Origin of the sequence: Reyranella sp., assembly GCF_050185545.1 — a bacterium.
Classification (GTDB): Bacteria; Pseudomonadota; Alphaproteobacteria; order Reyranellales; family Reyranellaceae; genus Reyranella.
On record NZ_JBFWZI010000056.1, the window covers coordinates 1 to 24,084 of the forward strand.

The 24,084-nt window shown below is 65.8% G+C and carries 20 protein-coding genes; 9 read left to right on the top strand and 11 right to left on the bottom strand.

The genetic code is table 11. The features are described from left to right. From AB7O82_RS17025 to AB7O82_RS17065, 9 genes are all read right to left on the bottom strand, one after another. A partial coding sequence (locus AB7O82_RS17025; RefSeq protein WP_428619836.1) for a GntR family transcriptional regulator occupies positions 1–209 on the bottom strand: 209 nt, incomplete at its 3' end. Between the two features lie 222 nt (positions 210–431). Then, the gene (locus AB7O82_RS17030; RefSeq protein ID WP_428538728.1) at positions 432–1,010 is read right to left on the bottom strand and encodes a dTDP-4-dehydrorhamnose 3,5-epimerase family protein; all 579 of its coding nucleotides are present in this window, start codon (positions 1,008–1,010) and stop codon (positions 432–434) included. Beyond that, a complete protein-coding gene (locus AB7O82_RS17035; protein ID WP_428538726.1) occupies positions 997–2,094 on the bottom strand; it encodes an NAD-dependent epimerase/dehydratase family protein in 1,098 nt (365 codons plus the stop codon). Before AB7O82_RS17035 ends, AB7O82_RS17030 begins: the two co-directional genes overlap by 14 nt. Beyond that, entirely contained in the window at positions 2,088–2,861 is a 774-nt protein-coding gene (gene rfbF, locus AB7O82_RS17040) for a glucose-1-phosphate cytidylyltransferase (RefSeq protein ID WP_428538738.1), read from the bottom strand. Before rfbF ends, AB7O82_RS17035 begins: the two co-directional genes overlap by 7 nt. Before the next feature lie 178 nt (positions 2,862–3,039). Next, entirely contained in the window at positions 3,040–4,092 is a 1,053-nt protein-coding gene (locus AB7O82_RS17045; RefSeq protein WP_428538724.1) for a glycosyltransferase, read from the bottom strand. A gap of 109 nt (positions 4,093–4,201) precedes the next feature. Next, the gene (locus AB7O82_RS17050; protein WP_428538722.1) at positions 4,202–5,515 is read right to left on the bottom strand and encodes an NAD(P)H-dependent oxidoreductase; all 1,314 of its coding nucleotides are present in this window, start codon (positions 5,513–5,515) and stop codon (positions 4,202–4,204) included. Between the two features lie 148 nt (positions 5,516–5,663). Further along, positions 5,664–7,166, bottom strand: a complete 1,503-nt coding sequence (locus AB7O82_RS17055; protein ID WP_428538720.1) for a tripartite tricarboxylate transporter permease — start codon at positions 7,164–7,166, stop codon at positions 5,664–5,666. Positions 7,167–7,198: 32 nt separating this feature from the next. After that, a complete protein-coding gene (locus AB7O82_RS17060; RefSeq protein ID WP_428538717.1) occupies positions 7,199–7,702 on the bottom strand; it encodes a tripartite tricarboxylate transporter TctB family protein in 504 nt (167 codons plus the stop codon). A gap of 14 nt (positions 7,703–7,716) precedes the next feature. Next, complete coding sequence (locus AB7O82_RS17065) at positions 7,717–8,736, bottom strand: Bug family tripartite tricarboxylate transporter substrate binding protein (RefSeq protein ID WP_428538715.1); 1,020 nt, start codon at positions 8,734–8,736, stop codon at positions 7,717–7,719. 143 nt (positions 8,737–8,879) lie between these two features. On the opposite strand from AB7O82_RS17065, the gene AB7O82_RS17070 reads away from it, so the two are divergent. The 7 genes from AB7O82_RS17070 to AB7O82_RS17100 all read left to right on the top strand — a co-directional run bounded on the left by AB7O82_RS17070 (position 8,880) and on the right by AB7O82_RS17100 (position 18,567). Then, the gene (locus AB7O82_RS17070; RefSeq protein WP_428538736.1) at positions 8,880–9,770 is read left to right on the top strand and encodes a LysR family transcriptional regulator; all 891 of its coding nucleotides are present in this window, start codon (positions 8,880–8,882) and stop codon (positions 9,768–9,770) included. A gap of 183 nt (positions 9,771–9,953) precedes the next feature. Next, complete coding sequence (locus tag AB7O82_RS17075; RefSeq protein WP_428538713.1) at positions 9,954–10,427, top strand: formate dehydrogenase subunit gamma; 474 nt, start codon at positions 9,954–9,956, stop codon at positions 10,425–10,427. Continuing rightward, on the top strand, positions 10,424–11,980 hold the full coding sequence (locus AB7O82_RS17080) for a formate dehydrogenase beta subunit (RefSeq protein ID WP_428538711.1): 1,557 nt from the start codon (positions 10,424–10,426) through the stop codon (positions 11,978–11,980). The genes AB7O82_RS17075 and AB7O82_RS17080 overlap by 4 nt, the downstream gene beginning before the upstream one ends. A gap of 13 nt (positions 11,981–11,993) precedes the next feature. After that, a complete protein-coding gene (fdhF, locus tag AB7O82_RS17085; RefSeq protein ID WP_428619837.1) occupies positions 11,994–14,834 on the top strand; it encodes a formate dehydrogenase subunit alpha in 2,841 nt (946 codons plus the stop codon). Positions 14,835–15,026: 192 nt separating this feature from the next. Then, positions 15,027–15,254 carry a formate dehydrogenase subunit delta gene (locus AB7O82_RS17090; RefSeq protein ID WP_428538707.1) on the top strand — a complete coding sequence of 76 codons (228 nt, stop codon included), beginning with the start codon at positions 15,027–15,029 and terminating at the stop codon, positions 15,252–15,254. Beyond that, positions 15,251–15,679, top strand: coding sequence for a GNAT family N-acetyltransferase (locus AB7O82_RS17095; RefSeq protein WP_428538705.1), 429 nt, complete (start codon positions 15,251–15,253; stop codon positions 15,677–15,679). The genes AB7O82_RS17090 and AB7O82_RS17095 overlap by 4 nt, the downstream gene beginning before the upstream one ends. An 11-nt stretch (positions 15,680–15,690) precedes the next feature. Beyond that, entirely contained in the window at positions 15,691–18,567 is a 2,877-nt protein-coding gene (locus tag AB7O82_RS17100) for a DUF4114 domain-containing protein (protein ID WP_428538703.1), read from the top strand. A 12-nt stretch (positions 18,568–18,579) separates the two neighbouring features. Here the strand turns inward: AB7O82_RS17100 and AB7O82_RS17105 are convergent, their stop codons facing one another. Beyond that, positions 18,580–19,446 (bottom strand): uracil-DNA glycosylase, encoded by an 867-nt coding sequence (locus AB7O82_RS17105; protein WP_428538701.1) that lies wholly within the window; start codon positions 19,444–19,446, stop codon positions 18,580–18,582. Further along, complete coding sequence (locus tag AB7O82_RS17110) at positions 19,446–20,513, bottom strand: alpha/beta fold hydrolase (RefSeq protein WP_428538699.1); 1,068 nt, start codon at positions 20,511–20,513, stop codon at positions 19,446–19,448. The genes AB7O82_RS17105 and AB7O82_RS17110 overlap by 1 nt, the downstream gene beginning before the upstream one ends. A 116-nt stretch (positions 20,514–20,629) precedes the next feature. Here AB7O82_RS17110 and AB7O82_RS17115 point away from each other — a divergent pair, with 116 nt between their 5' ends. After that, entirely contained in the window at positions 20,630–22,285 is a 1,656-nt protein-coding gene (locus AB7O82_RS17115) for an electron transfer flavoprotein-ubiquinone oxidoreductase (RefSeq protein WP_428538697.1), read from the top strand. Between the two features lie 5 nt (positions 22,286–22,290). Further along, positions 22,291–24,075, top strand: a complete 1,785-nt coding sequence (locus AB7O82_RS17120; RefSeq protein ID WP_428538695.1) for a tetratricopeptide repeat protein — start codon at positions 22,291–22,293, stop codon at positions 24,073–24,075. Positions 24,076–24,084: the final 9 nt, after the last annotated feature.

Consider the following 24,084-nt stretch of genomic DNA (forward strand, 5'->3'; position numbering starts at 1 on the left):
CCCTCGCGCTCGAGCTGCGCCATCGCCTCCCGCACCGGCGTGCGCGAGATGCCGAAATCCTGCGCCAGCTGGCGCTCGTCGAGCCTGATCTCGGTGCGGGTGCGGTAGATGTCCGACGATTCGATGACGTGGCGCAAGGCGGTGTAGGCCTTGTCCTTGAACGTCTCACGATTGTCGATCGGCGCCACCACCAAGCGCACTTCGCTCATCGATCGGCATCCCCTCCGGATGGCATAAATTCTTTATGCCGTATTCATAATACCAGTTGAAACAGGCTGTCTACGTTGATGTGCGGCCGCTGCCAAGGGCAGGCCCGGAGGAGTCCACCACCGGCCTGCAGGCCGACCCTCATGGATGAAACTCATGTCTGGGAGGGCGCCACTCCAATGGCGCTGATGGGATCCGCCGCAGCTCTCGTCGCGGTCGGGCCGCTACTGCCCGAGACCGGGCTGAAGCCGCAGTGAGGCGGACCGGGCGTCCGTCGAGCCGATCAGCGGCCACGAAGTGTCCTGTTTGGAAATGCGGCTGACTGGCAGCGGCCACCTTATCGCCAACGCCGGATCGTCGTAGCGCAAGCCGCGGCCAGCTGGCGCCGCATAGGGTGTCGACACCAAGTAGTTGACCTCCGCGTCATCGCACAATGTCTGGAATCCGTGAGCGAAGCCCGGCGGGATGTAGAGCATGCGCAGGCCATGTGGTGAGAGCTCGACGCCAAACCATTCGTGGCAGGTGGATGACGCCGGATCGATGTCGACGATGACATCGAAGATCGCGCCGCGCACGCAACGCACGAGCTTGGCCTCGCCGTGAGGCTCGGCCTGCCAGTGCAGGCCGCGTAGCGTACCGCGCACCGGATTGATCGAGACATTGCCCTGCACCATCTCGACATCGATGCCCTGGCGCGCGAACTCATCCCGGCACCAGCCACGCGCGAACTGTCCACGATCGTCGCAGTGCGGCTCGAGCTCGACTGCATAAGCGCCCTTGAGCGGTGTTTCATGAAAGATCATTGGGCCGCCAGTAGAAGTCGGAATCGATCTGACCGGTGTCGAGCAGACGCTTGAGCTCGCGCAGGCGCGTGAAGGGTGCGGCGTTGAAGTCGCGTTCGTCCATGGCGATGTGCTCGAATAGAGCGCGCATCTGGCGGGCGCCGCGGTCGGCGTTCCATTGGCAGCGGAAGCCGGGCAGGACGCGCGTGATCTTGTCGAACGACACCCGGTAGCTGCGATTGTCGCCGGCGTTGCTGCCAAACTCGATCTTGCAGTTGGGAAACGCCCGGCCGATCGCTTCCGCGATCTCGCTCACGCGGTAGTTGTTGTCGTTATCGCCGACATTCAGTATCTGGTTCGCTACGTTGGCGCGCGGTGCCCGCAGCACGGCGATGATGGCGCTGCAAATGTCTTCCACATGGACGAGCGGCCGCCAGGGTGTGCCGTCGCTGGTCATGGTGATCCGGCCGGTCGTCCAGGCGAGTCCCGCGAGGTTGTTCAGGACGATATCGAAGCGGATGCGGGGCGAGGCGCCGAAGGCGGTGGCATTGCGCAGGAAGGTCGGGCTGAAGCGGTCATCGGCCAGTGCCTGCACGTCGCGTTCCACCAGCATCTTGCAATGGGCGTAGGCGGTCTGCGGATCGAGCGCCGACTCCTCCGTCTTCATCTCATCGCCCCCCGCGCCGTAGACGCTGCACGAGGAAGTGTAGACGAAGCGCGGGACGCCCGCCTCCTTGACAGCCCGCGCAAGCGCGACCGAGCCGAGGTGATTGATTTCGTAGGTCTTCTTCGGGTCGTGCTCGCAGAGCGGATCGTTCGATAGTTCGGCAAGATGCACCACCGCATCGAAGCCCTCGAGGTCCGCCGGTACGATCCGGCGCACGTCGCGGGTCAGAGTCGCCGGACGGTCCTTTCCGTCGTGGTACAGCAGCTGGGCGCGATAGAAGCCGGTATCGAGTCCAACCACATCGAGGCCGGCCTCGACGAGTTGCGGCGTCAGCACCGAGCCGATGAAGCCGTCCGCCCCGGTCACCAGCACCCTGGCCGGCTGGACGGCCGACGCAAGGGTTCGAGCCCATGCCGACGTCCGTTCGGGTATCACCATATCTTCCATCTCGCCTCGCCGCTTTCCCAGTAGTTCTCGAGGACCATGCGGTCGCGCAGCGTGTCCATGTTCTGCCAGAAGCCGCGGTGGCGGTACGCTGCCAGGCGCCCCTCGATAGCCAACTTCTCGAGCGGCTCGCGTTCCCAGACCGTATCGTCGCCTTCGATATAATCGATGGCCTGCGGCGCCACGACGAAGAAGCCGCCGTTTATGTAACCGCCGTCATCGTTCGACTTCTCGCGAAAACCCGCTACGAAGTTGTCGCCGGACTGCAGGTTCAGGGCGCCGAAGCGTCCCGGCTGCCGCACCGCCGAAACAGTGGCCAAGGCGCCGCAGTTTCGATGGAAGGCGATAAGCTCGCCAATGTCGATGTCGGCCACGCCGTCGCCATAGGTGAGGCAGAACGGCTCCTCGCCGAGATACGATCTCACGCGCCTTATGCGCCCGCCGGTCATGGTCTTCTCGCCGGTGTCGACCAGCGTCACCTGCCATGGCTCGACGCCATTTCGATGGGTCTTCATCATGCCGCCATGCAGATCGAACGTCACATCCGACTGAGCCAGTGCATAGTCGCGGAAGTACTGCTTGATGAGATAACCCTTGTAGCCGCAGCAGATGACAAACTCGTTTAGGCCGAAGACCGAATAGATCTTCATGATGTGCCATAGGATCGGCTGGCCGCCGATTTCGACCAGGGGCTTGGGCCTCGTCGCGCTTTCCTCGCTAATTCGAGTGCCGTAGCCGCCGGCAAGGATAACGACTTTCATAACGCGCATTGTTTCAAAAATGCGCACCAGGACCACGTGATCAAGTTGTAACAATCTGGGCGCGCAGGTGGTGGCTTGAAATCGGGGTCTGAGCCGCAGTGCTGGGCAGATGCCAGTTCGTCTTCGAGCGGCAGATCGCGACGGCCGCCGCGCGCTTGATCAGGCGGAAAGCCCGACGTCAATGCACGACAATACGCAACATGAAATACATCGCTCGCGCCAGCACTCCAGCAGCGCGACTGCAAAGGACGCTCTCCGCAAGCTGGCGCCATGCCGCAGCATGCTGCCCTGTCGCCCAGAGCTGTCGGGCACGACGAGCGGCGCGAACGCCGGCCGCCTTCCTTGCGGCGCGCCGCAGGCGTCTGGCCTGTTGCGGTGGAAAATCGGCGCACGATAGATCGATCGATCGCCGCTCTTCGACGACATTCCGGCCAGTCCGCATGAGCCGGCTGCTGTCAGTGGCATTGTGCAAACGATAGCAGGCCATTGGTTCGGGATGGTAGAAGATCGGCTTGCGCACGGCGATGCGTTTCCACATGTCCCAGTCCACGCAATGGCTGAGCGATGACAGGAAGCCGCCCAGTTCTTCATAGGTCGACCGCCGGACGACGATGGCCGGGAACTGGATTCTCTGATCGATGAACTGCCTGACGGCGAAGTCCGAGCCGAGGATACCGCTCGTTCGCGCTTCAAGTTCCGACAGGCCCATCCACTGGCTGTCCTCATCGGCAAAGAGGATCCGACAGAATGCCGCACCAGCCTGCGGATGGGCCGCCACCCCTTCGCCGAGCTGGCGGTAGAAGCCGGGTCGAACCGTGTCGTCCGCATGGAGGATGTGAACCCACTGCCCGGTCGATCGCCGAATACAGGAGTTGAAGTTCTCCACCATGCCCACATTTCTGGGCTGGCGATGGAACGTGATCCGTCCGGCGCCGACTTCGCGCACCACTGCTTCCGGATCGCCCGTCGTGGAGCAGTTGTCGATCACGTCGATCTGCATGTCATCGGTCCCGCAATCCTGGACCAACACGCTCCGAAGCGTCTCGCGCAGGTAGTCGGGCTGGCAATTGTATACCGGAACCATGACCGACCAGAACGGCCGCGGCGTATCGGCGGCCACCGGCCCTATGCGGGGAATGTACGGGAAGTCGGTCGGGCGGACGATCAGGTGACCATCGCCGGTATGTGCGACCGCATGACGACCGCGATCGACGTCCACCATCACACCCATGGTAACCTACCACTCTCATCCAGCGGACCATGCCAGGCATTAAGGCCTTGTCGGCCAAGGCGGCGCTGTGATCAAACAGTGACTTCACCGCTGGTTGTAGTGGTCGGTGTCAGGCGGCCGTTGGCACAGGTTGTACGAACATGCCCGCCTGCTCGATTCGCAGGCGGTCGATCAAGCGGCCGGCGGGCAGGTCGACGTCGGCATAACTCAGTACTTCGTCCTTGGCGATGTCGCGCCGCAACCGGCAGCCGGCGGCAATGCCCATTGGCAGCAGCCGCTCGCGGTTGACCACTTCGGCATTCTCACACAGTCCATAGGTCATGTAGTGGCCAATATCGTCGAGGACGTCGCCGGCCTTCAGATCGATTTTCGCAGCGGCAATCACTTCGACGCGGGACGGCCCTGCCGGCGCAATGGCGGCGTCATGGAACAGGACGGCGCGGGCGATCGTGTTCGGCGCCTCGAAGTGACAGAGATGGTAGGGCGTGTGGAAGCAATAGAGCGGTCCGCTGCCGAGCTTGTAGAGGTCGAGATAGTGGCGCTGTGCCGGATGGTCGATCGTGCCGAGCACGAACACGCCAGGTCCCGGCGCTGCCCCCACCACGTAGTCGACGATGCCCGGACCGTCCATGAAGCGCTCAGCGGGCAGTAGCTTGGCCGCCTCTTCCACGGGTGTACCGGGCGGAACGGTCGGCCCGAACATGCCGCGGCGGCCAACGCCCATGCCGGTGGCGTTTGCAACGACAGCTTGTTCGAACGAGACTTTTGTGCCGTCAGCGAACGACGTCACCATGGACGGTTTTTGCCCCCATCGCCGCGCGAAGTCCACCTGTGTTGTCGGATTGCGGTAGCGATCGTGCAGGCCCTTGATGTTGCCGCACAGTACGGGGCGCACCCCGATGCCCTTCACGAACCGATAGAGGTTCATTGTGACACCGGGCTGGTCGCCGTCGACATTGGTGTAGATCACGCCCCTTGCGTCGGCCCGGCGCTTGAGCAGCGGACCGACCGTCCCGTCGAGCTCGGCATTCATCAAAATTACATGCTTGCCGGACTCGATAGCGGCCGCAATGACGTGCGCGGCATATTCGATCGATCCCGTGACCTCCAAGATGGCATCGATCTCAGGGGCTTCGCACAACAGACGCCAGTCCTCGGTCACTGCCGGCCGGCCCTCTGCAATCGCCGCGCGCAACGCCGGCAAGGTATCGACAGGGCGCGCCGCGCCTTTTCCGGCTTCCGGATAGGCCTGCAGGGCGGGATCGAGGCGGCGATTGGCGATCGCCGCCAAGCGCATGCCCGGCACGGCCGTAGCGATCTGCAAGGCCACGCCCCGCCCCATGAAGCCGGCACCGACCATGCCCACCTGGATTGGTCGGCCGGCAGCCGCGCGCTCGCGCAGCGCGTTGTCGACGATCATCATGATGTCATTCTGCCAGCTCCGTCGACGGCCCCTGTGACAATCTAGTGCCCAGTTCCGGGCCTTCATGGAAGGCGTGGCAATGCTGCGACCCAATGCGGCCGGCTACAACCGCGCGGATTGTTTCGTGATCGACGATCTCCGCTAGGGACTACCGCAGCGCGAGTTTCGAGAAGCGGCCAAACAGGTTCGCGATCGCCGGCCAGAACAGGGCGATCAGGCCCAGCGCCATGATCGAGCCGACCAGGCCGTTCGACCAGAACACGCCGAGGCTGCCTTGGGAGATCAGCAGGGACTGGCGGAACGATTCCTCGGCCTTGTCGCCCAGCACGATCGCCAGCACGAGCGGCGCCAGCGGGTAGTTGCACTTCTTGAAGAAGTAGCCGGCGATGCCGAAGACGAACATCATGATGACGTCGAAGGTGTTGTTGTGCACGGTGTAGGCGCCGATGGCGCAGACCACCAGGATGATCGGCGCGATAATGCCGAAGGGCACGCGCAGGATGGCGGCGAACACCGGCACCATGGTGAGCACGACGGCGAGGCCCACGATGTTGCCGAGATACATGCTGGCGATCAGGCCCCACACGAAGTCCTTCTGCTCGACGAACAACAGAGGACCGGGCTGCAGGCCCCAGATCAGCAGGCCGCCCAGCAGCACCGCCGCGGTCGGCGAGCCGGGCACGCCGAGCGACAGCATGGGCAGCAGTGCCGACGTGCCGGCGGCATGGGCGGCGGTCTCCGGGGCGATCACGCCTTCGATGTCACCCTTGCCGAAATTGTCGCCCTTGCGCGAGGCGCGCTTGGCGATGCCGTAGCTCATGAACGAGGCGGGCGTGGCGCCGGCCGGGGTGATGCCCATCCAGCAGCCGATCACGCAGGAGCGCAGCGAGGTCATCCAGTAGCGCGGCAGCTCCTTCCAGGTCTGCAGCACCACGGCGGGATTGATGCCCGCGGCCTTGCCCTTGAAGCTCAGCCCCTCCTCCATGGTGAGCAGGATCTCGCCGATGCCGAACAGCCCGATCACCGCGATCAGGAAGTCGAAGCCGCCGAGCAGCTCGGTGGAGCCGAAGGTGAGGCGCAGCTGGCCGGTCACCGTGTCGGTGCCGACCGCGGCGAGGGCGAAGCCCAGCATCATCGCCGCGATGGTCTTGGCCGGCGGCTCCTTGCCCATGCCGACGAAGCTGCAGAAGGCGAGGAAGAACACCGAGAATTTCTCGGCCGGGCCGAACTGGAGTGCGAAGCTTGCCACGAGCGGGGCGGCGAGCGTGATGACGATGATGGCGAACAGGGCGCCGACGAAGGACGAGGTGAAGGCGGCGGTAAGCGCCTCGCCGGCTTGGCCCTTCTGCGCCATCGGATGGCCGTCGAAGGTGGTCGCCACCGACCATGGCTCGCCCGGGATGTTGAACAGGATCGAGGTGATGGCGCCGCCGAACAGGGCCCCCCAGTAGATGCACGACAGCAGGATGATGGCCGAGGTCGGCGGCATGCTGAAGGTGAGCGGTAGCAGGATCGCCACGCCGTTGGCGCCGCCGAGGCCCGGCAGCACGCCAATGATGACGCCGAGCACGATGCCGACCAGCATGTAGAAGAAGTTCTGCCAGCTCAGCACGACGGCGAAGCCGCCGAGCAGGTCGCCAATGCTTTCCATCGTTTCCCCGATTTTCCTCTCGCCCGTCGACTCTAGAGCCCGAGCATGTCCTCGAGCGGCCCCTTGGGCAGCGGCACGAGGAACCACCTCTCGAATGTCAGGTAGATGAGGATTTGAAGTCCGGCGCTGATCGCGAGTGTGACCGGCCATCCATAGCGGCCGAGCCAGCGCATGAAGCCCGCCGTCAGCAGGAACGACGGGACGTAGATGCCAAGCCACGGCACCGCGGCGACATAGATCGCCATCGGCCAGACGATCTTGAGAACCTGGCGGATCTGGCGCCATTCGGCGAACAGCGGTCGCGCCGGCTGGGCGAGGGCACGCAGCAGGTTGACGGCGCTGGCGGCAATGACCGCCAGGCCGACCCAGAAGGGGAAGAAGCCCGATTGCGGGCCCTCGGCACCCCACCCGGTGCCGACCTTAAGGCTGCCCAAGATGGTGATGCCGCCGAGCAACATGACGAAGGCGGCCACGCCCGCCTCGACGTGGCGCTGTCGCGGCCCGTTCGGGCGTCGCTCGGGGGATTGACTGGGCATGACCCCGCCAGTGGTCAGTTGCTGGCCAGGAAGCCCGCTTCCTTCATCAGGTTGCGATGGCGCTTCTCCTCGTTCTCGACCCAGGCCGTATAGTCGGCGCCGGTCATGAACGATTGGTTGAAGGAGCCTTCCTTCATCAGCTGCGCCCATTCCGGGGTCGCCCGTACTTTCTTGAACAGCTCGATGTAGAAGTCGACGGCGTCCTTCGGGACCCCGGCCGGCATGAACACGCCGCGCAGCATCAGGTACTCGATGTCCAGCCCCTGCGACTTGCAGGTCGGGATGCTCGACCAGGACATGTCGCCGACGATCTTGTCCTGCACCGGCAGGGTCTTGCTGTCGAACACGCAGAGCGGGCGGAGCTTGCCGGCCCGCCACTGCGCCACCGCTTCGATCGGGTTGTTGACCGTCGAGTTGACGTGCTTGCCGACCAGCTGGACGGCAACCTCGCCGCCGCCCTTGTACGGTACGTAGGTCATCTTGGCGCCGATCGCCTTCTCGATCGCCACGGTGATGATCTGGTCTTCCTGCTTCGAGCCGGTGCCGCCCATCTTGAACTGGCCGGGCGGCGCGGCCTTCACCGCGGCGATGTACTCCTGAACCGTCTTGTAGGGTGAATCGGCATTGACCCAAAGCACGAATTCGTCGAGCGCCAGCATCGCCACCGGCGTCATGTCCTTCCACGAGAAGGGAATTCCGGTCGCCAGCGGCGTGGTGAACAGGTTGGACAGCGTAATGACCAGCTTGTTCGGGTTGCCTTTGGAGTTCTTGATGTCGAGGAAGCCTTCGCCGCCGGCGCCGCCGGCCTTGTTGACCACCACGATGGTCTGCTTCATCAGATTGTGCTTGGCGACGATGCCCTGGATCATCCGGGCCATCTGGTCGGCGCCTCCGCCCGTCCCGGCGGGGACGATGAACTCGACATTGCGACTCGGTTCCCAAGCCTTGGCCGATGCAACCCATGCGGTAGTCGCGGCCAACAAGGATGTTGCGACAACAGCCAGCGACCGCCGACGCGGCAAGTTCACGGTCATGGTTCCTCCCTAGAAGATTCTTCTTGTGATCTTGATATCTTGCGATCGTGCTGTCTTGTGATCGATTTTGAACCGATCTTGGCCGCCGTGTGCAGCATCGTCAAGGTTGCGCTGTCGATGCAGGCGGCGTGATAACGTTCGACATGATCGACAAGCTCGAATTTCTGATTGCTCTCGCGCGCGAAAGGAATTTTGGCCGAGCAGCCGATCTGTGCGGCGTCACGCAGCCGACCTTCTCGGCCGGCATCAAGCAGCTCGAGGCGACGCTGGGTGTCCTGCTGGTCCATCGCAAGTCGCGTTTCGTCGGCTTCACGGCCGAGGGCGAGCGCGTGCTCGATTGGGCGCGCAGCATCGTGGCCGACAGCCGCGCCATGCGCGAGGAGCTGCGCGCCCTGAAACACGGCCTGGTCGGCCGGCTGAAGGTGGCCGCCATCCCGACCGCGCTGGCGATGGTGTCGGCCCTCACCACGCCCTATCGGGCCAGGCATCCCGAGGTCAAGTTCACCGTCCTCTCGCGCACCTCGATCGAAATCCTCTCGATGCTCGACAATCTCGAGATCGATGCCGGTCTGACCTATATCGACAACGAGCCGCTCGGCCGAGTGCGCGCCATCCCCCTTTATCTCGAGCAATATCGGCTGCTCACGTCGGAGACCAGCCCGCTGGGCAATCGCGACCGGGTGACATGGGCCGAGGTCGCGCGGATTCCCCTCTGCCTGCTCACACCGGACATGCAGAATCGGCGCATCATCGACCAGTTGCTGCGAGCCGCCGGGGGTGTGCCTGACCCGACACTCGAGTCGAACTCCATGATCGTGCTCTTCTCGCACGTGCGAACCGGACGATGGGCGAGTGTCATGCCGGAGAAGCTCGCCGATACGCTCGGCCTCACCCAGCACCTGCGCTCGATCCCGATCGTCGAGCCGGAGGCGGCGCATGGCATCGGGCTGATCGTCGCCGATCGGGAGCCGCTGCCACCCCTGGTTGCCGCCCTCGTGGCGGAGGCAAAAAAGCTCGCGGCCGCGCTCGGTTAGGGCGCGGATGAGGCTGCGCTGGGGGCGCCTTATGCGCGCGCCCCACCCTATGCAGCCGGCGACTCACTGAAAGCCCATCGATGGAACGCCTAGCGATAGACGATCTCTATCGCCTCACCCGACGGCTTTATTGCATGGTCGCCGTCCCTGGGCTGTTTTTCCGCTCCAAATCGGAGAACGCAAATGCCGGCACGTGCGGCATGGGATGAGCTCGAAGCGAAAGGCATTATCGACCTGCACAAGGGGCGGGAAGGGGCGTTGCTGCCCATCCTGCACGACCTGCAGGCGGTGTTCGGCTGCGTTCCGCCGGCGGCTATCCGTCTGGTCGCCGACGCGCTCAATCTCAGCCGCGCCGAAGTCCATGGGGTCGTGAGCTTCTATCACGACTTTCGCGAGCAGCCGGGCGGCCGCCATGTCCTGAAGCTGTGCCGGGCCGAAGCCTGCCAGTCGATGGGCGGCGAGGCACTGGCCCGTCAGGCGCTCGACCGTCTCGGGCTCGACTGGGGTGACACGACTGCCGACGGTCGCCTGACTGTCGAGGCTGTCTATTGCCTCGGTCTCTGCGCCAGCGCGCCGGCGGCGCTGCTGGATGGCGAGCCGCTCGCGCGCCTGACGCCGCGGTCGCTCGACGAGATCGCGACAGGGGTCGGCAATTGACGACACGCATCTTCGTGCCGCGCGATGCCGCCGCCCGGGCGGTCGGCGCCGACAGGGTGACAGCTGCCCTCGCCGACGAAGCCCGTCGCCGCGGCCTCGACATCGAGATCGTGCGCACCGGCTCGCGCGGCCTGTTCTGGCTCGAGCCGTTGATCGAGGTGGAGACGCCGGCCGGTCGCATTGCCTTCGGGCCGGTGACGGCTGGCGATGTCGCCGATCTCCTGGCCGATGGCCTTCCGATCGATGCCGCCCATCGCCTGAGTCTTGGCCGGCCCGAGGAGATTCCCTTCCTCGCCCGGCAGACCCGCATCACTTTCGCGCGCTGCGGCATCGTCGATCCGCTGTCACTCGCCGATTACCGCGCCCACGGCGGCTATCGCGGCCTGGAGCGGGCGTTGGGCCTGGGACCGGCCGCAACGCTCGACGAGGTGACGAAGTCGGGCCTGCGCGGCCGCGGCGGCGCCGGCTTCCCGACCGGCATCAAGTGGAAGACGGTCGCCGACACGGCGGCCGACCGCAAGTACATCGTCTGCAATGCCGACGAGGGCGATTCCGGCACCTACGCCGACCGCATGATCCTGGAAGGTGATCCGTTCGCGCTGATCGAAGGCATGACCATCGCGGGCTTTGCCGTCGGTGCGGCCAGGGGCTACGTCTACATCCGTTCCGAATATCCCGACGCCGTGCGCACGATGGGCGACGCGCTGGCGATCGCCCGAGTCGAGGGCTGTCTCGGCGCCGATGCCGCCGGATCGGGCCGGGCCTTCGACATCGAGGTCCGGGTCGGCGCCGGTGCCTATGTCTGCGGCGAGGAGACCTCGCTGCTCGAGAGCCTCGAAGGCAAACGCGGCCAGGTGCGCGCCAAGCCGCCCCTGCCGGCGCACAGGGGCCTGTTCGGCCGGCCGACGGTGATCAACAACCTGCTGTCGCTGGCCACCGTGCCGGCGATCCTGGCCGACGGCGCCGCGCGCTACGCAGCGCTCGGCACGGGGCGCTCGCGCGGCACCATGCCGATCCAGCTGGCCGGCAACGTCAGGTATGGCGGCCTGTTCGAGGCCGCCTTCGGCCTCACCCTGGGCGAGATCGTCGACGACATTGGCGGCGGCACCTCGAGCGGCCGTCCGGCGCGCGCCGTCCAGGTCGGCGGCCCGCTCGGCGCCTACTTTCCGCGCGCGCTGTTCGATACGCCGTTCGACTACGAGGCCTTCGCCGCGCTCGACGGGCTGATCGGCCATGGCGGGGTCGTGGTGTTCGACGACAGCGTCGACATGGCCCGCCAGGCGCGATTTGCCCTGGAGTTCTGTGCCATCGAGTCGTGCGGCAAGTGCACGCCCTGCCGCATCGGCTCGATCCGCGGCACCGAGACCATGGACAGGATCATCGCCGGCGAACGAGTCGACGCCAACCTCGCGCTGATTGCCGACCTTTGCCAGACGCTGAAGTTCGGCTCGCTGTGCGCCCTGGGCGGCTTCACGCCCTACCCGGTGATGAGCGCAATCAAGCACTTTCCCGAGGATTTCAGCCCAGCGCGGCTCAGCGCAGCGGCGGACTGAGAAGGAGGGCGCCATGCCGCTCGTTCAGGAAATCGACTACGGCACCCCGGCGAGCAAGGCCCGGGAACCGGTGACGCTCACGATCGACGGCGTCGCCGTGACCGTGCCGGCGGGCACGTCGATCATGCGCGCGGCGATGGACGCCGGTGTCCAGGTGCCCAGGCTTTGCGCCACCGATTCGGTCGAAGCGTTCGGCTCCTGCCGCCTCTGCCTGGTCGAGATCGCGGGCCGGGCGGGCACCCCGGCATCGTGCACCACGCCGGTCGCGGCCGGCATGGTCGTGTCGACGCAGACCGAACGGCTGAAACAGGTCCGCAAGGGCGTGATGGAGCTCTACGTCTCCGACCATCCGCTCGATTGCCTGACCTGCGCGGCCAACGGTGATTGCGAGTTGCAGGACATGGCGGGCGCGGTCGGCCTGCGCGAGGTGCGTTACGGCTACCAGGGCGAGAACCATCTCGGCGCGACGAAGGACGAATCGAATCCCTATTTCACCTTCGACCCGTCGAAGTGCATCGTCTGCTCGCGCTGCGTGCGCGCCTGCGAAGAGGTGCAGGGCACCTTCGCGCTCACCATCCAGGCGCGCGGGTTCGACTCCAAGGTCTCGCCCGGCATGGCGGAGAGTTTCATCGATTCCGAATGCGTGTCGTGCGGCGCCTGCGTCCAGGCCTGCCCGACCGCGACCTTGATGGAGAAGACCATCATCGCCACCGGCCAGCCCGAGCATTCGGTGGTGACGACCTGCGCCTATTGCGGCGTCGGCTGCAGCTTCAAGGCCGAGATGCGCGGCGAGGAACTGGTGCGCATGGTGCCCTACAAGGAGGGCAAGGCGAACCGAGGCCACTCCTGCGTCAAGGGCCGCTTTGCCTGGGGCTATGCGCAGCATCGCGAGCGCATCCTGAAGCCGATGATCCGCGAGAGCATCGACCAGCCGTGGCGCGAGGTGAACTGGCAGGTCGCCATCGATCGCGTCGCCTCCGAGTTCCGGCGGCTGCAGGACGAATATGGAAGGCTGTCGATCGGCGGCATCACCTCCTCGCGCTGCACCAACGAGGAGACGTACCTGGTGCAGAAGCTGATTCGCGGCGGTTTCGGCAACAACAACGTCGATACCTGCGCGCGGGTCTGCCATTCGCCGACCGGCTACGGGCTCAAGACGACCTTCGGCACCTCGGCCGGCACGCAGGATTTCGACTCGGTCGAGCAGAGCGACGTCATCGTCGTGATCGGCGCCAACCCGACCGACGCCCATCCGGTCTTCGCCTCGCGCATGAAGAAGCGGCTGCGCCAGGGTGCCCGGCTGATCGTGATCGATCCGCGGCGCACCGACCTCGTGCGCACGCCGCACGTCGAGGCGGATTTCCATCTGGCCCTGCGGCCCGGCACCAACGCGGCGATCCTGAATGCGCTGGCCCACGTCATCGTCACCGAGGGGCTAGTGGACGAGGCGTTCGTCCGCGAGTTCTGCGACCGCGACGCCTTCGAGCACTGGGCCGGGTTTGTCGCCGACCCGAGCAACAGCCCGGAAGCGGTCGGCCTGCTCGCCGGCGTCTCGCCCGACGCGATCCGCGGCGCCGCCCGGCTCTATGCGGCCGGCCCCAACAGCGCGATCTACTACGGGCTCGGCGTCACCGAGCACAGCCAGGGGACGACGGCGGTCATGGCGATCGCCAACCTCGCCATGGCGACCGGGAACCTCGGCCGGCGCGGCGTCGGGGTGAACCCGCTGCGCGGCCAGAACAACGTCCAAGGCTCGTGCGACATGGGCTCGTTCCCGCACGAGCTCTCGGGCTACCGCCACATCTCCGAGGTCGCGACGCGCACGATGTTCGAGAAGCTGTGGGGCCGCCCGCTCGACGACGAGCCGGGCCTGCGCATCCCCAACATGTTCGATGCGGCGATCGACGGCGCCTTCAAGGGCCTCTACGTGCAGGGCGAGGATATTCTCCAGTCCGATCCCAACACGAAGCACGTCAAGGCAGCGCTGGCGGCGATGGAATGCGTCGTGGTGCAGGACCTGTTCCTGAACGAGACCGCGAACTACGCCCACGTCTTCCTGCCGGGCTCGACCTTCCTCGAGAAGGATGGCACCTTCACCAACGCCGAGCGCCGCATCAACCGCGTGCGCCGGGTGATGAGTCCGAAGAACGGCATGGCCGACTGGGAGATCACGCTCGCCATCGCCAAGGCGATGGGCTTCGAGATGACCTACGGCCATCCGTCCGAGATCATGGACGAGATCGCGCGACTCACGCCGACCTTCGCCAGCGTATCGTACGAGCTGCTCGACAAGGTCGGCTCGGTCCAGTGGCCGTGCAACGAGAAGGCGCCGGCCGGCACGCCTGTCATGCATATCGGCGGCTTCGCCCGCGGCAAGGGCAACTTCATGATCACCGAGTACGTGCCGACCGACGAGCGCACGGGCCCGCGCTTCCCGCTGCTGCTCACCACCGGCCGGATCCTGAGCCAGTACAATGTCGGTGCCCAGACCCGGCGCACCGACAACGTCGTGTGGCACGACGAGGACGTGCTGGAAATCCATCCCCACGACGCCGAGCAACGCGGCGTGCGCGACGGCGACTGGGTGAAGCTCGAAAGCCGTGTCGGCGGCACGGCGCTGCGCGCCTGCCTCACCGACCGCGTGGCGCCGGGCGTGGTCTACACGACCTTCCACCATCCGACGACGCAGGCCAACGTCGTGACGACCGAGTTGTCGGACTGGGCGACCAACTGCCCGGAATACAAGGTCACCGCGGTACAGGTGACACCCTCCAATGGCCCGACCGAATGGCAGCGCGACTACAACGAGCAGGCCGACCGCAGCCGGCGCATCGTCCGCGTGGCAACGCAGTAGGCATGTCGGAGCGCTCTTCTCTTTTTCCTCCCCAGCTTGCCTGGGAGGTGTCGCCGTCTTACGGCGACGGAGGGGTCATGAGCCTCGGGCTCAACCCTCTCCCATGACTCATGACCCCTCCGTCGGCGAAGACGCCGATACCTCCCCAGCGAAGCTGGGGAGGAGGCGATGAGAATTCGAGGAGCCTCCCCCATGTCGTCCCCCGACAAGCTCATCATGATGGCCAATCAGATCGGCAAGTTCTTCGCGCCGCAGCGTGGCGCCGATCCGGTCGAGGCGATCGCCGACCACTTGCAGAAATTCTGGGACCCGCGTATGCGCGCTGACATCGTGGCGCATGTCGCGGCGGGCGGCGCCGGGCTGGATGCACCGGTGCGCGAGGCCGTCGGCCGGCTGAAGGAGGCGAGAAGGCCGTCTTGAACGAGTCGGACGACTACCGGATCGTCTTCGATCAGAACGGCGGCGCCGATGCCCAGCTCGTGCGCGATCGCCTGGACATGTTCAATGTCGGCGTGACCGGCTTGTCGGCCTACTACCCCGTGAACCTCTTCGTGAAGAACACGCGCGGCGAGACAATGGGCGGGCTGCTGGGCGGCATCTGGGGTGGCTGGCTGTACATCAGCTATCTCTGGGTCGACGAGGCCGTGCGTGGCCAGCGCTGGGCGACCAAGCTGATGGACCAGGCCGAAGCCTTTGCCGTCGAGCGGCGCTGCCACGCGGTGAGCCTCGACACCCACTCCTTCCAGGCCCGCCCCTTCTACGAGAAGCGCGGCTACGAGGTGTTCGCCGAGCTCGACGACTATCCCAAGGGCCACAAGAAGTTCTTCCTGAGGAAGAAGCTGTAGCGCGAGGTGTGATGATGGCGGTAGCGCCAGTCTCCTACACGGAGCTTCAGAGCTCGAGATATCTCGATCTTACGAGCTACCGCGGCAATGGATCCCTGCCGGCGTCGGACCGGCCCGCCAGCGCATTCTCGTTCAATGTCGCCCTGGTGCTGGAACGGGCCAACGGCAACGATCCGACGCTCCTCCTGAACGCCGACTGGGCGTCACGCCAAAAGCAGTTGGCGCTCCTCGAGCAGAACGGCACCTTGTGGGCGACCTATGGCGCCGACCCGTCGTCGTACCAGGAGGTACGCAATGACCTGACGCACCTCGGGTTCACCCTGTTTCCCGAGGGGGTCAATCAGCAATACGTCTCCTCGGCCGAGTCCCGCACCGTCTGGATCCAGGTCGATCAGACCAACTTCGAAACCTTGTTCGGCAGCAACGCGGCCGTGCACGAGGGCAAGGACGAGTCCGGTCAAGACGTCTTGTTCTGGCACGGCAATCTCAGCCTGCCGGACAACCTGATTGCGTTGGGCGTCCAGGGCATCTGGTTCGATACCGGGGCCTTGTCGAGGCCATTGCTTGCCGATCCTGGTGGCGGAAATGCCGTCCCGTTGGTCCAGGGACCGCAGGGGCCCGGCAATGACCATCCAGGAGGTCAGTTACCGAACGACGTTGCGGCTGGATACAACTTTCCCTTCTCGTCTGCCGGTCCCTTCCTCTCGACGGACGTCGCCACGGGGCGTGTCGGACTGCTCGAGCCGGGCATTGGTGACGCGATGCCCTTCGGGGCACCTCAGACATTCGACCAGGCGCTGGAATCCTATCGGCAGACCGCGGGAGTAGAGGGTCCGATGCAGCCGACCCTCACAATCTCGCCCGGCGGTCAACTCTGGGCGCCGGCAGACGAACGCGCGCTCGACGTCGGCGTGGTCACCGCCGTCAATCCGCGATCGCAGCTCGTCCTGTACGCGGGCTCGGGGTATTTCAATGGCGCATCGGCGGACGCCCTGACTGCCTATCAGTCCGCGTTCTGGGACACTGTGAACGACCCCGAGGTGGTCAGCTCCTCGTACAAGTCCTTCCCGCACATCGCGCCCGGGTCACCGTTCCATGCGACGATGCAGGACCTGTTCATGGATGCGGCGCTGCGCAACGTCACCGCGGTCAATGCCGCGGGCGATGGCGGCTCGGGCGACGAGTATGCCAACGGTTTCACGAACGTGACGGTCACTCATGCCAGTCCCTACAGCCTCGTGGTCGGCGGAGGCTCGCTCAGCACGGTGGCCTCGGCCGCCAAGGACACGACACTGGCCGACATCTACGCCCGGGCAATCGCAGGCGATCCGGCGACGATCTGGCAATTGGCGGCCGGCGGGCTGACTGTCCTGCCGTCCTCGGCCGATCCCGCGGTGACGCTGATCGAGACGGCCTGGAACGACTACATCGTGTCGGGAACGGAGATCAACGGGTACCTGTCCAACTTCGCCGGATCCGGCGGCGTGGATCCCAGCCAGCCGCAACCGTCCTACCAGACTGACTTCGGGCTCGATCTGCGTACGGCAGACCCGCACTCCCTGACGGGACGCGGCATTCCGGATGTGTCGGCGACCTCGGGAGGCAACACCGCCTACACGGTTCCCCGCCCCGACATGCTCGGCACCACAAACACCGGTGGAACCAGCGGCGCGGCCCCGCTCTGGGCTGCGCTGATCTCCCAGTTCAACGCGATCTTCCACGATCAGGGCTTGCCGCAGCTTGGATATGCCAACGATCTCCTGTACATGGCCGCCGTCGTCGCGCCGGCGGCGTTCAACGACATCACCCTGGGCAACAACACGTCGTCACTGACGCTGGGCGGCGCGTACTCGACCGGCGGAGTCGATGTCACGCCGACAGGCTACGGCTACACGGCCGGACCGGGGTACGACCTCACGACGGGGCTCGGCTCTCCGAACGGAGTCTTGCTGGCGCGCGCCCTGACCGCCATCGCCCATGGGCAATGGTCGTTCGCCTCGAATCCCGACATCGTCGATGAGCACGCTTCCGGCGTGTTGAGGACGCCGGTGGCCCAGACGCTGCTGATCCAGACGATGGCCCAGGACGCGACCACCGTCGGGCTCGTTGTCGGTTCGGACAGCATCAGCTTCACCAGCGCTCCCTCGGCGCCGTTCGCCTGGACAAGTGGCTTCGCCCAGCAGTCGCTCCAGGCGGACTTCGATCCGGACCTCGTTCGACTGTTCGACGCGCAGCAGCAGGGCGTGTTGGCGCAGTCGCTCACCGCGTCCGGTGATCGGCTCACCCTGTCGATCGATGGAACGACGGCACGGGCGCCGCAGTTGAAACTGAGCAGTTCAGCCGGGTTTGTCGACTTTGCTTCCGAGGCCACGGACGGAGTGGTCCGCGTGGCCCGAGCCGTTGCGGTGGCCGAGACGGTGGGGGCGCTCGACGATCAGTCGGCGATCGTCCGGATTCGCCAGAACGGCGTGGACGATCTGTCGCTGACGCTCTACCGGGTGGACGACCTCGATGGAGCGATCGCCGGCCTGAAACCCGGCGACTCCGGATATCTGTCGGCTGTCCAGTCTCGCGCCTATCAGATGGCGGCGGGGGGAACGTCCATTCAGGGGCCCGGTTACGGCAACTACGTGCAGGCAGAGCTGCGGCACGTGAGCGCCGGCGACTTGGTCGCCATGACGCTCACCAATGACAGAACGGGTGACGTCTATTTCGCCTTCAGTCAAGCCAACGAGACCGTGAACGGCCAGCCGGTCGGCCATTTATGGAGCTACGGGCTCAACGCCTGGGGTTGGGAGGATACCAAGGGCGGCGGAGACCGCGACTACAACGACTTGGTTGTCGGTCTGGACTTCACGAGCGCTTATGGCCACGGGTGGCTGGTGTAGCGGGCTCGAGGCTCAACGCACGCCCAGCTCCCGCAGCCTCTTGTCGACGGCAAGCAGATCGATCCAGCTCTGCCGCTTGCTGGCCGGGGTGCGCAGCAGGTAGGCCGGATGGAAGGTTGGCAGGGCCGGTACGGCGCTGCCGTCGTCGAGCTGGACGGGCATCCACTTGCCGCGCAGGCGCATGATGCCTTCGGTCGTATCGAGGATCGCCTTGGCCGACGTGCCGCCCGCCAGCACCAGCACCTTGGGTCGCGCCAGCTCGATATGACGGCGCGTGAAGGCGAGGCAGATCGCCTGCTCGGCTGGCGTCGGCGTGCGATTGCCGGGCGGCCGCCAGAAGATGATGTTGGTGATGTAGAGGTCGCGCTGGCGGTTCATGCCGATGGCGTCGAACATGCGATCCATGAGCTGACCGCTGACACCGACGAATGGCTTGCCCTGGCGGTCCTCGTCGGCGCCGGGCGCCTCGCCGATCACCATGACCGGCGCGCCCGCGATGCCGTCGGCGAATACCGTATTCTTGGCCGTGCGCTTCAGCGCGCAGCCCTCGAAGGCGCGGATTGCCGCTTCCAGCTCGGCCACGCTGCCGCAGTTTCTCGCCAGGGCGCGTGCATCCTCGACGAGCTGCGGCGATTCGAGCGGCACTGGCGCCCGTGGCGGCAGCGACGGGGAAGTGGGCCGGGGGATTGCGACCGGTACGGGCGCGGCCGGTGTGACACGTGGCGTCGCTTTTTCCGGTGCACCAACCGCCACGGCAACCGGGGCAGGCGGAGGCAGGGCAAACCGGTCGACTGGTTCCTCGCCGATCGTCTCGTCGAGGCCCTGCTCGACATACCATCGCAGCAGGGCGGCGATTTCGTCGCGGACGTTCGTTTGCATCACGGCAGGCGTTTCAGGAAGGCGCCCAGGATGGGCGCCCACAGGGCGGCGTCGGCATGGCTGGCCATGTGCCCTTTGTTGGTCGGCAATTCGACATAGGTAACGTCGACGCCCGCCTTGCGCATGTCGCTGACGTAGCCCGGGCTGAGTGCGATGTCGAACAGCTTGTCCGACGGCGACTGGACGTAGAGCACCTTGGTGCTCCTGAGCCTGGCGTAGTCGCCGGTGATGTCGAAGCTGCCGATCGCCTTGCGCAGGACGACCATCGAATGACCATCGTAGATCTGCGCCCAGGCCCTGGCGCTGGCGCGGATCGCCGCCTCGCGCGCCTTGGGGTCTGGCATGGTCTCGGCCAGGATCTCGTTCTGGCCATAATTCATCAGGGTCTCGAAGCGCAGCGCCTCGAGCGTGCGCGCGATGCCGGCGTTGTCGTAGTACCACCCGCCATTCCAGTTGGGATCGCTGGCCAGCCGTGCCTGCAGTGCGGTCAGACGGTCGAGTCCGGCCGGCGAGCGCGGCGCCGTCACCGATGGCACGATGGCCTTCATGAATCCCGGATAGGACGCCGCCCACTGGAACGACTGGAAACCGCCCATCGAGGGGCCGATCACCGCCACCAGGCCGGGCAGCCCCAGGGAATCGACCAGCAGCTTCTCGGCCGCCACGATGTCGCGCATGGTGATGTCGGGGAAGGTCGGGCCATAGGGCTTGCCGGTGCGCGGATCATTGCAATTGGGGCCGGTGCTGCCATGCGCGGAGCCCAGCGCGTTTACCGAGACGACGAAATAGCGGTCGGTGTCGACCGCCTTGCCTGGCCCAATCAGCCCGTCGAACCAGCCGACGGCGCCCTCGGCAACGCCGCGTCCCTGTTTGCCAGGCGCGTTGCGGCCCGCCGCGTGGTGGCTCGAGGTGTAGCCGTGCACCGCCAGGATGGCGTTATCGCGGCCTGGCGCCAGCGTGCCGTAGGTTTCGTAGGCGAGATCCAGGACGGGCAGGGACTGCCCCGACTCCAGGGCAAAGTCACGCGCCGTGAAAATCCTGCTCTCGATTCCGGTCAGCTCTGCCATGGGAATTCCCCTTTTCGGCGGGTGGCGATCCTGTCCCCGACAGGCTATCAACATGCAGGATCGTCGCCGTCCGGCGACGCGTCCATCTGGAAAAGGCATTGCATAGCGAGACTGCGATGGCACGCGAGTCTATGGAATACGACGTTGTGATCGTTGGCGGTGGCCCGGCCGGGCTGTCCGCGGCGATCCGTCTCAAGCAGCTCGCGGCCGAGCGCGGTCACGAAGTCTCGGTCTGCCTGATCGAGAAGGGCTCGGAGGTCGGTGCCCATATCCTGTCCGGCGCCGTGATCGATCCCATCGGCATCAACGAGCTGATGCCCGACTGGAAGGAGAAAGGCGCGCCGATCGAGACCCAGGTAACCGACGACCAGTTCGTCTTCCTGAGCAAGACGGGCTCCTATCGCTTTCCGGGTTTCCTGATGCCGCGCCTGATGAACAATCACGGCAACTACATCGTCAGCCTGGGCGATGTCTGCCGCTGGCTGGCGCAGCAGGCCGAGGCGCTGGGCGTCGAGATCTATCCCGGTTTCGCCGGCGCCGAGGTGCTCTACAGCGAGGACGGCTCGGTGCGCGGCGTCGCCACCGGCGACATGGGCATCGCCAAGGACGGCAAGCACAAGGACACCTACACCGAGGGCATGGAGCTGCTGGGCAAGTACACGCTGATCGCCGAAGGCGCGCGCGGCTCGCTCGCCAAGCAGCTGATGGCCAAGTTCGACCTGCGCGACGGCGTCGACCCGCAGAAGTTCGGCATCGGCCTGAAGGAGCTGTGGCAGGTCGATCCGACGCGATTCAAGAAGGGGCTGGTCGTCCACTCGATGGGCTGGCCGCTCGGCGAGAGCGGCGCCGACGGCGGCTCCTTCATGTACCATTTCGGGGACAACCTGGTGTCCATCGGGTTCGTCGTGCACCTGAACTACGAGAACCCCTACGTCTCGCCGTTCGACGAGTTCCAGCGCTTCAAGACGCATCCGGAGGTCGCCAAGTACCTGCAGGGCGGCAAGCGTTTGAGCTACGGCGCGCGCGCCATCAACGAGGGCGGCCAGCAGTCCATCCCCAAGCTCGTTTTCCCGGGCGGCGCCCTGATCGGCTGCTCGGCCGGGTTCGTAAACCTGCCGCGCATCAAGGGCAGCCACAACGCCATCAAGAGCGGCATGCTGGCGGCCGAGGCGGCGTTCGAGGCACTGGCGGCCGGCAAGACCGGCGGGGACGAACTGATCGCCTACCCCGTGAAGCTCAAGGCGTCATGGCTCTGGAAGGATCTCGACAAGGTGCGCAACGTGAAGCCCGCCCTTCGCTGGGGTACGTACCTCGGCACGGCCTATGGCGGCCTGGACATGTGGCTGCACGACCTCGGCATACGCGTTCCCTGGACCATGCGGCACAAGAAGGCCGACCACGAAACGCTGCGTCCGGCCGCCGAATTCCAGCCCATCCAGTATCCCAAGCCGGACGGCGTGCTGTCGTTCGACAAGCTCTCGTCGGTGTTCCTGTCGAACACCAATCACGAGGAAGACCAGCCGGTCCATCTAAAGCTGCGTGATCCGTCGATCCCGATCGCCGTCAACCTGCCGCTCTATGCCGAGCCGGCGCAACGCTACTGCCCGGCTGGCGTTTACGAGGTCGTCACCTCCGACAGCGGACAGCCACGCTTCCAGATCAACGCGCAGAACTGCGTCCATTGCAAAACCTGCGACATCAAGGATCCGGCCCAGAACATCGACTGGTGCGTGCCCGAAGGGGGCGGCGGTCCCAACTATCCCAACATGTGAGCCGCATGCGACGTACATCCCTTGCGCTGCTGTCGGCAGCGTTGCTCGTTGCTCTTCCCGGTGTCGGCACTGCCCAGCAGGGCGGCACGCAACAGGCCAAGCCGCCCGCCGCGCGCCCGCAGGCGGCGCCGCGCGGTCCCCAGCTTGCGGCCATCACGTTGAGTGGCCGCTATCTCGCCGCCCGCGTCGCCGAGCAGGATCACGACTACGACTCTGCGGCCGATCAGTTCGACCAGGCACTGGCGCTGTCGCCTGGCGATCCCGATCTCGTCTACGCGGCCTTCCGCCTGCGCCTTTATGCCGGTCGCCTCGACACTGCGGCGCAGCTGGCGCCGCAGGTCCTCAGCCGGCGCCCGAACGACGGGTTCGGCAACATGGTGATGGCCGTGATGGCCGTCAGGAAGGGCGACTACAAGGCCGCGGAGCGGCAGCTCAGCCGCACCGACGTCGAGAACCAGATGGGCGTGCTGCGCGACTACGTCATGGCGTGGCTCAAGGCAGGCGACAAGGACTTCACGGCGGCGCGGGCCTTCCTCGCCAAGCTGAAGCCTGCCGCCGGTGAGCGCGCCGAGGCGCCGGCGCTGGTGATCGCGGCCCAGATCGACGAGATGGCCGGCGACAAGGCGGCGGCGGAGGCCAAGTATCGTCGCGCCGTCGAGCTCGACAAGAATTCGCTGCGCACGACCCTCGCCGTCGCCGAAGGGCTGCGTCGGCTCGGCAAGACGGACGACGCCAGCGCGATCCTCGAGACTTACGGCGAGAAGTACAGCGACGCCGTCGTCGTCGATGGCCTGGTCGGTCCAAATGCGCCGATGCCAAAGCCGCCGAGCCCGGCCACGGGAATCGCCGACATCCTGTTCAATATCGGCGGCATCCTGGCCTCCGATCAGCGCAGCCAGAACAGCGATGTCGCTCTCATCTTCTATCAGATGGCGGCGAGCCTCCAGCCGGAGCACGATTTCGCCTGGCTGATGATCGCGGGCCTGTACGAGCAGTTCCAGATGGTGCCCAAGGCGATCGCCTCGCTCGCCAGGATCGGACCGAGCTCGCCACTCTTCTGGCAGGCCAAGCTGCGCGCCGCCGCGCTCGATGCCCAGCAGAACAAGTTCGACGAGGCGGTGAGCCGGCTGCGTGTCCTCGCGGCCGAGAAGCCCGACCGGATCGATGCCGCGCTGACCCTGGCCGACCTGCTGCGCGGCAAGGAGCGCTACGCCGATTCCGTGCAGGCCTACGACACGGTGATCAACCGCCTGCGCAACACCGACGAGCGCCACTGGATGGTGTTCTTCAGCCGCGGCATTGCCTTCGAGCGGCTCAAGATGTGGCCCAAGGCGGAGCTCGACATGAAGAAGGCGCTCGAGCTGTCGCCGGAGCAGCCGCATGTCCTGAACTATCTCGGCTACAGCTGGATAGATCAGGGCATGCATCTCGACGAAGGCATGAAGATGCTGCAGCGCGCCACCGAGCTTCGGCCCGACGACGGCGCCATTACCGATTCGGTGGGATGGGCGTTCTATCGTCTCGGCCAATACGACAAGTCCGTGGAGTGGCTCGAGCGCGCCACCGAGCAGAAGGGTGACGATGCGACCATCACCGAGCATCTCGGCGATGCCTACTGGCATGTCGGCCGCCGGCGGGAGGCACGCTTCCAATGGGAGCGCGCGCTGCACCAGAAGCCCGACAAGGATCGCATCGCCGTGATCCGTGACAAGCTGGCCAACGGGCTGAGCGCATCCAACGACAAGCCGACCGTCTACGAGAAGGCGGCCAACGGCAAGCAGGGCGGCTGACCCGTTAGC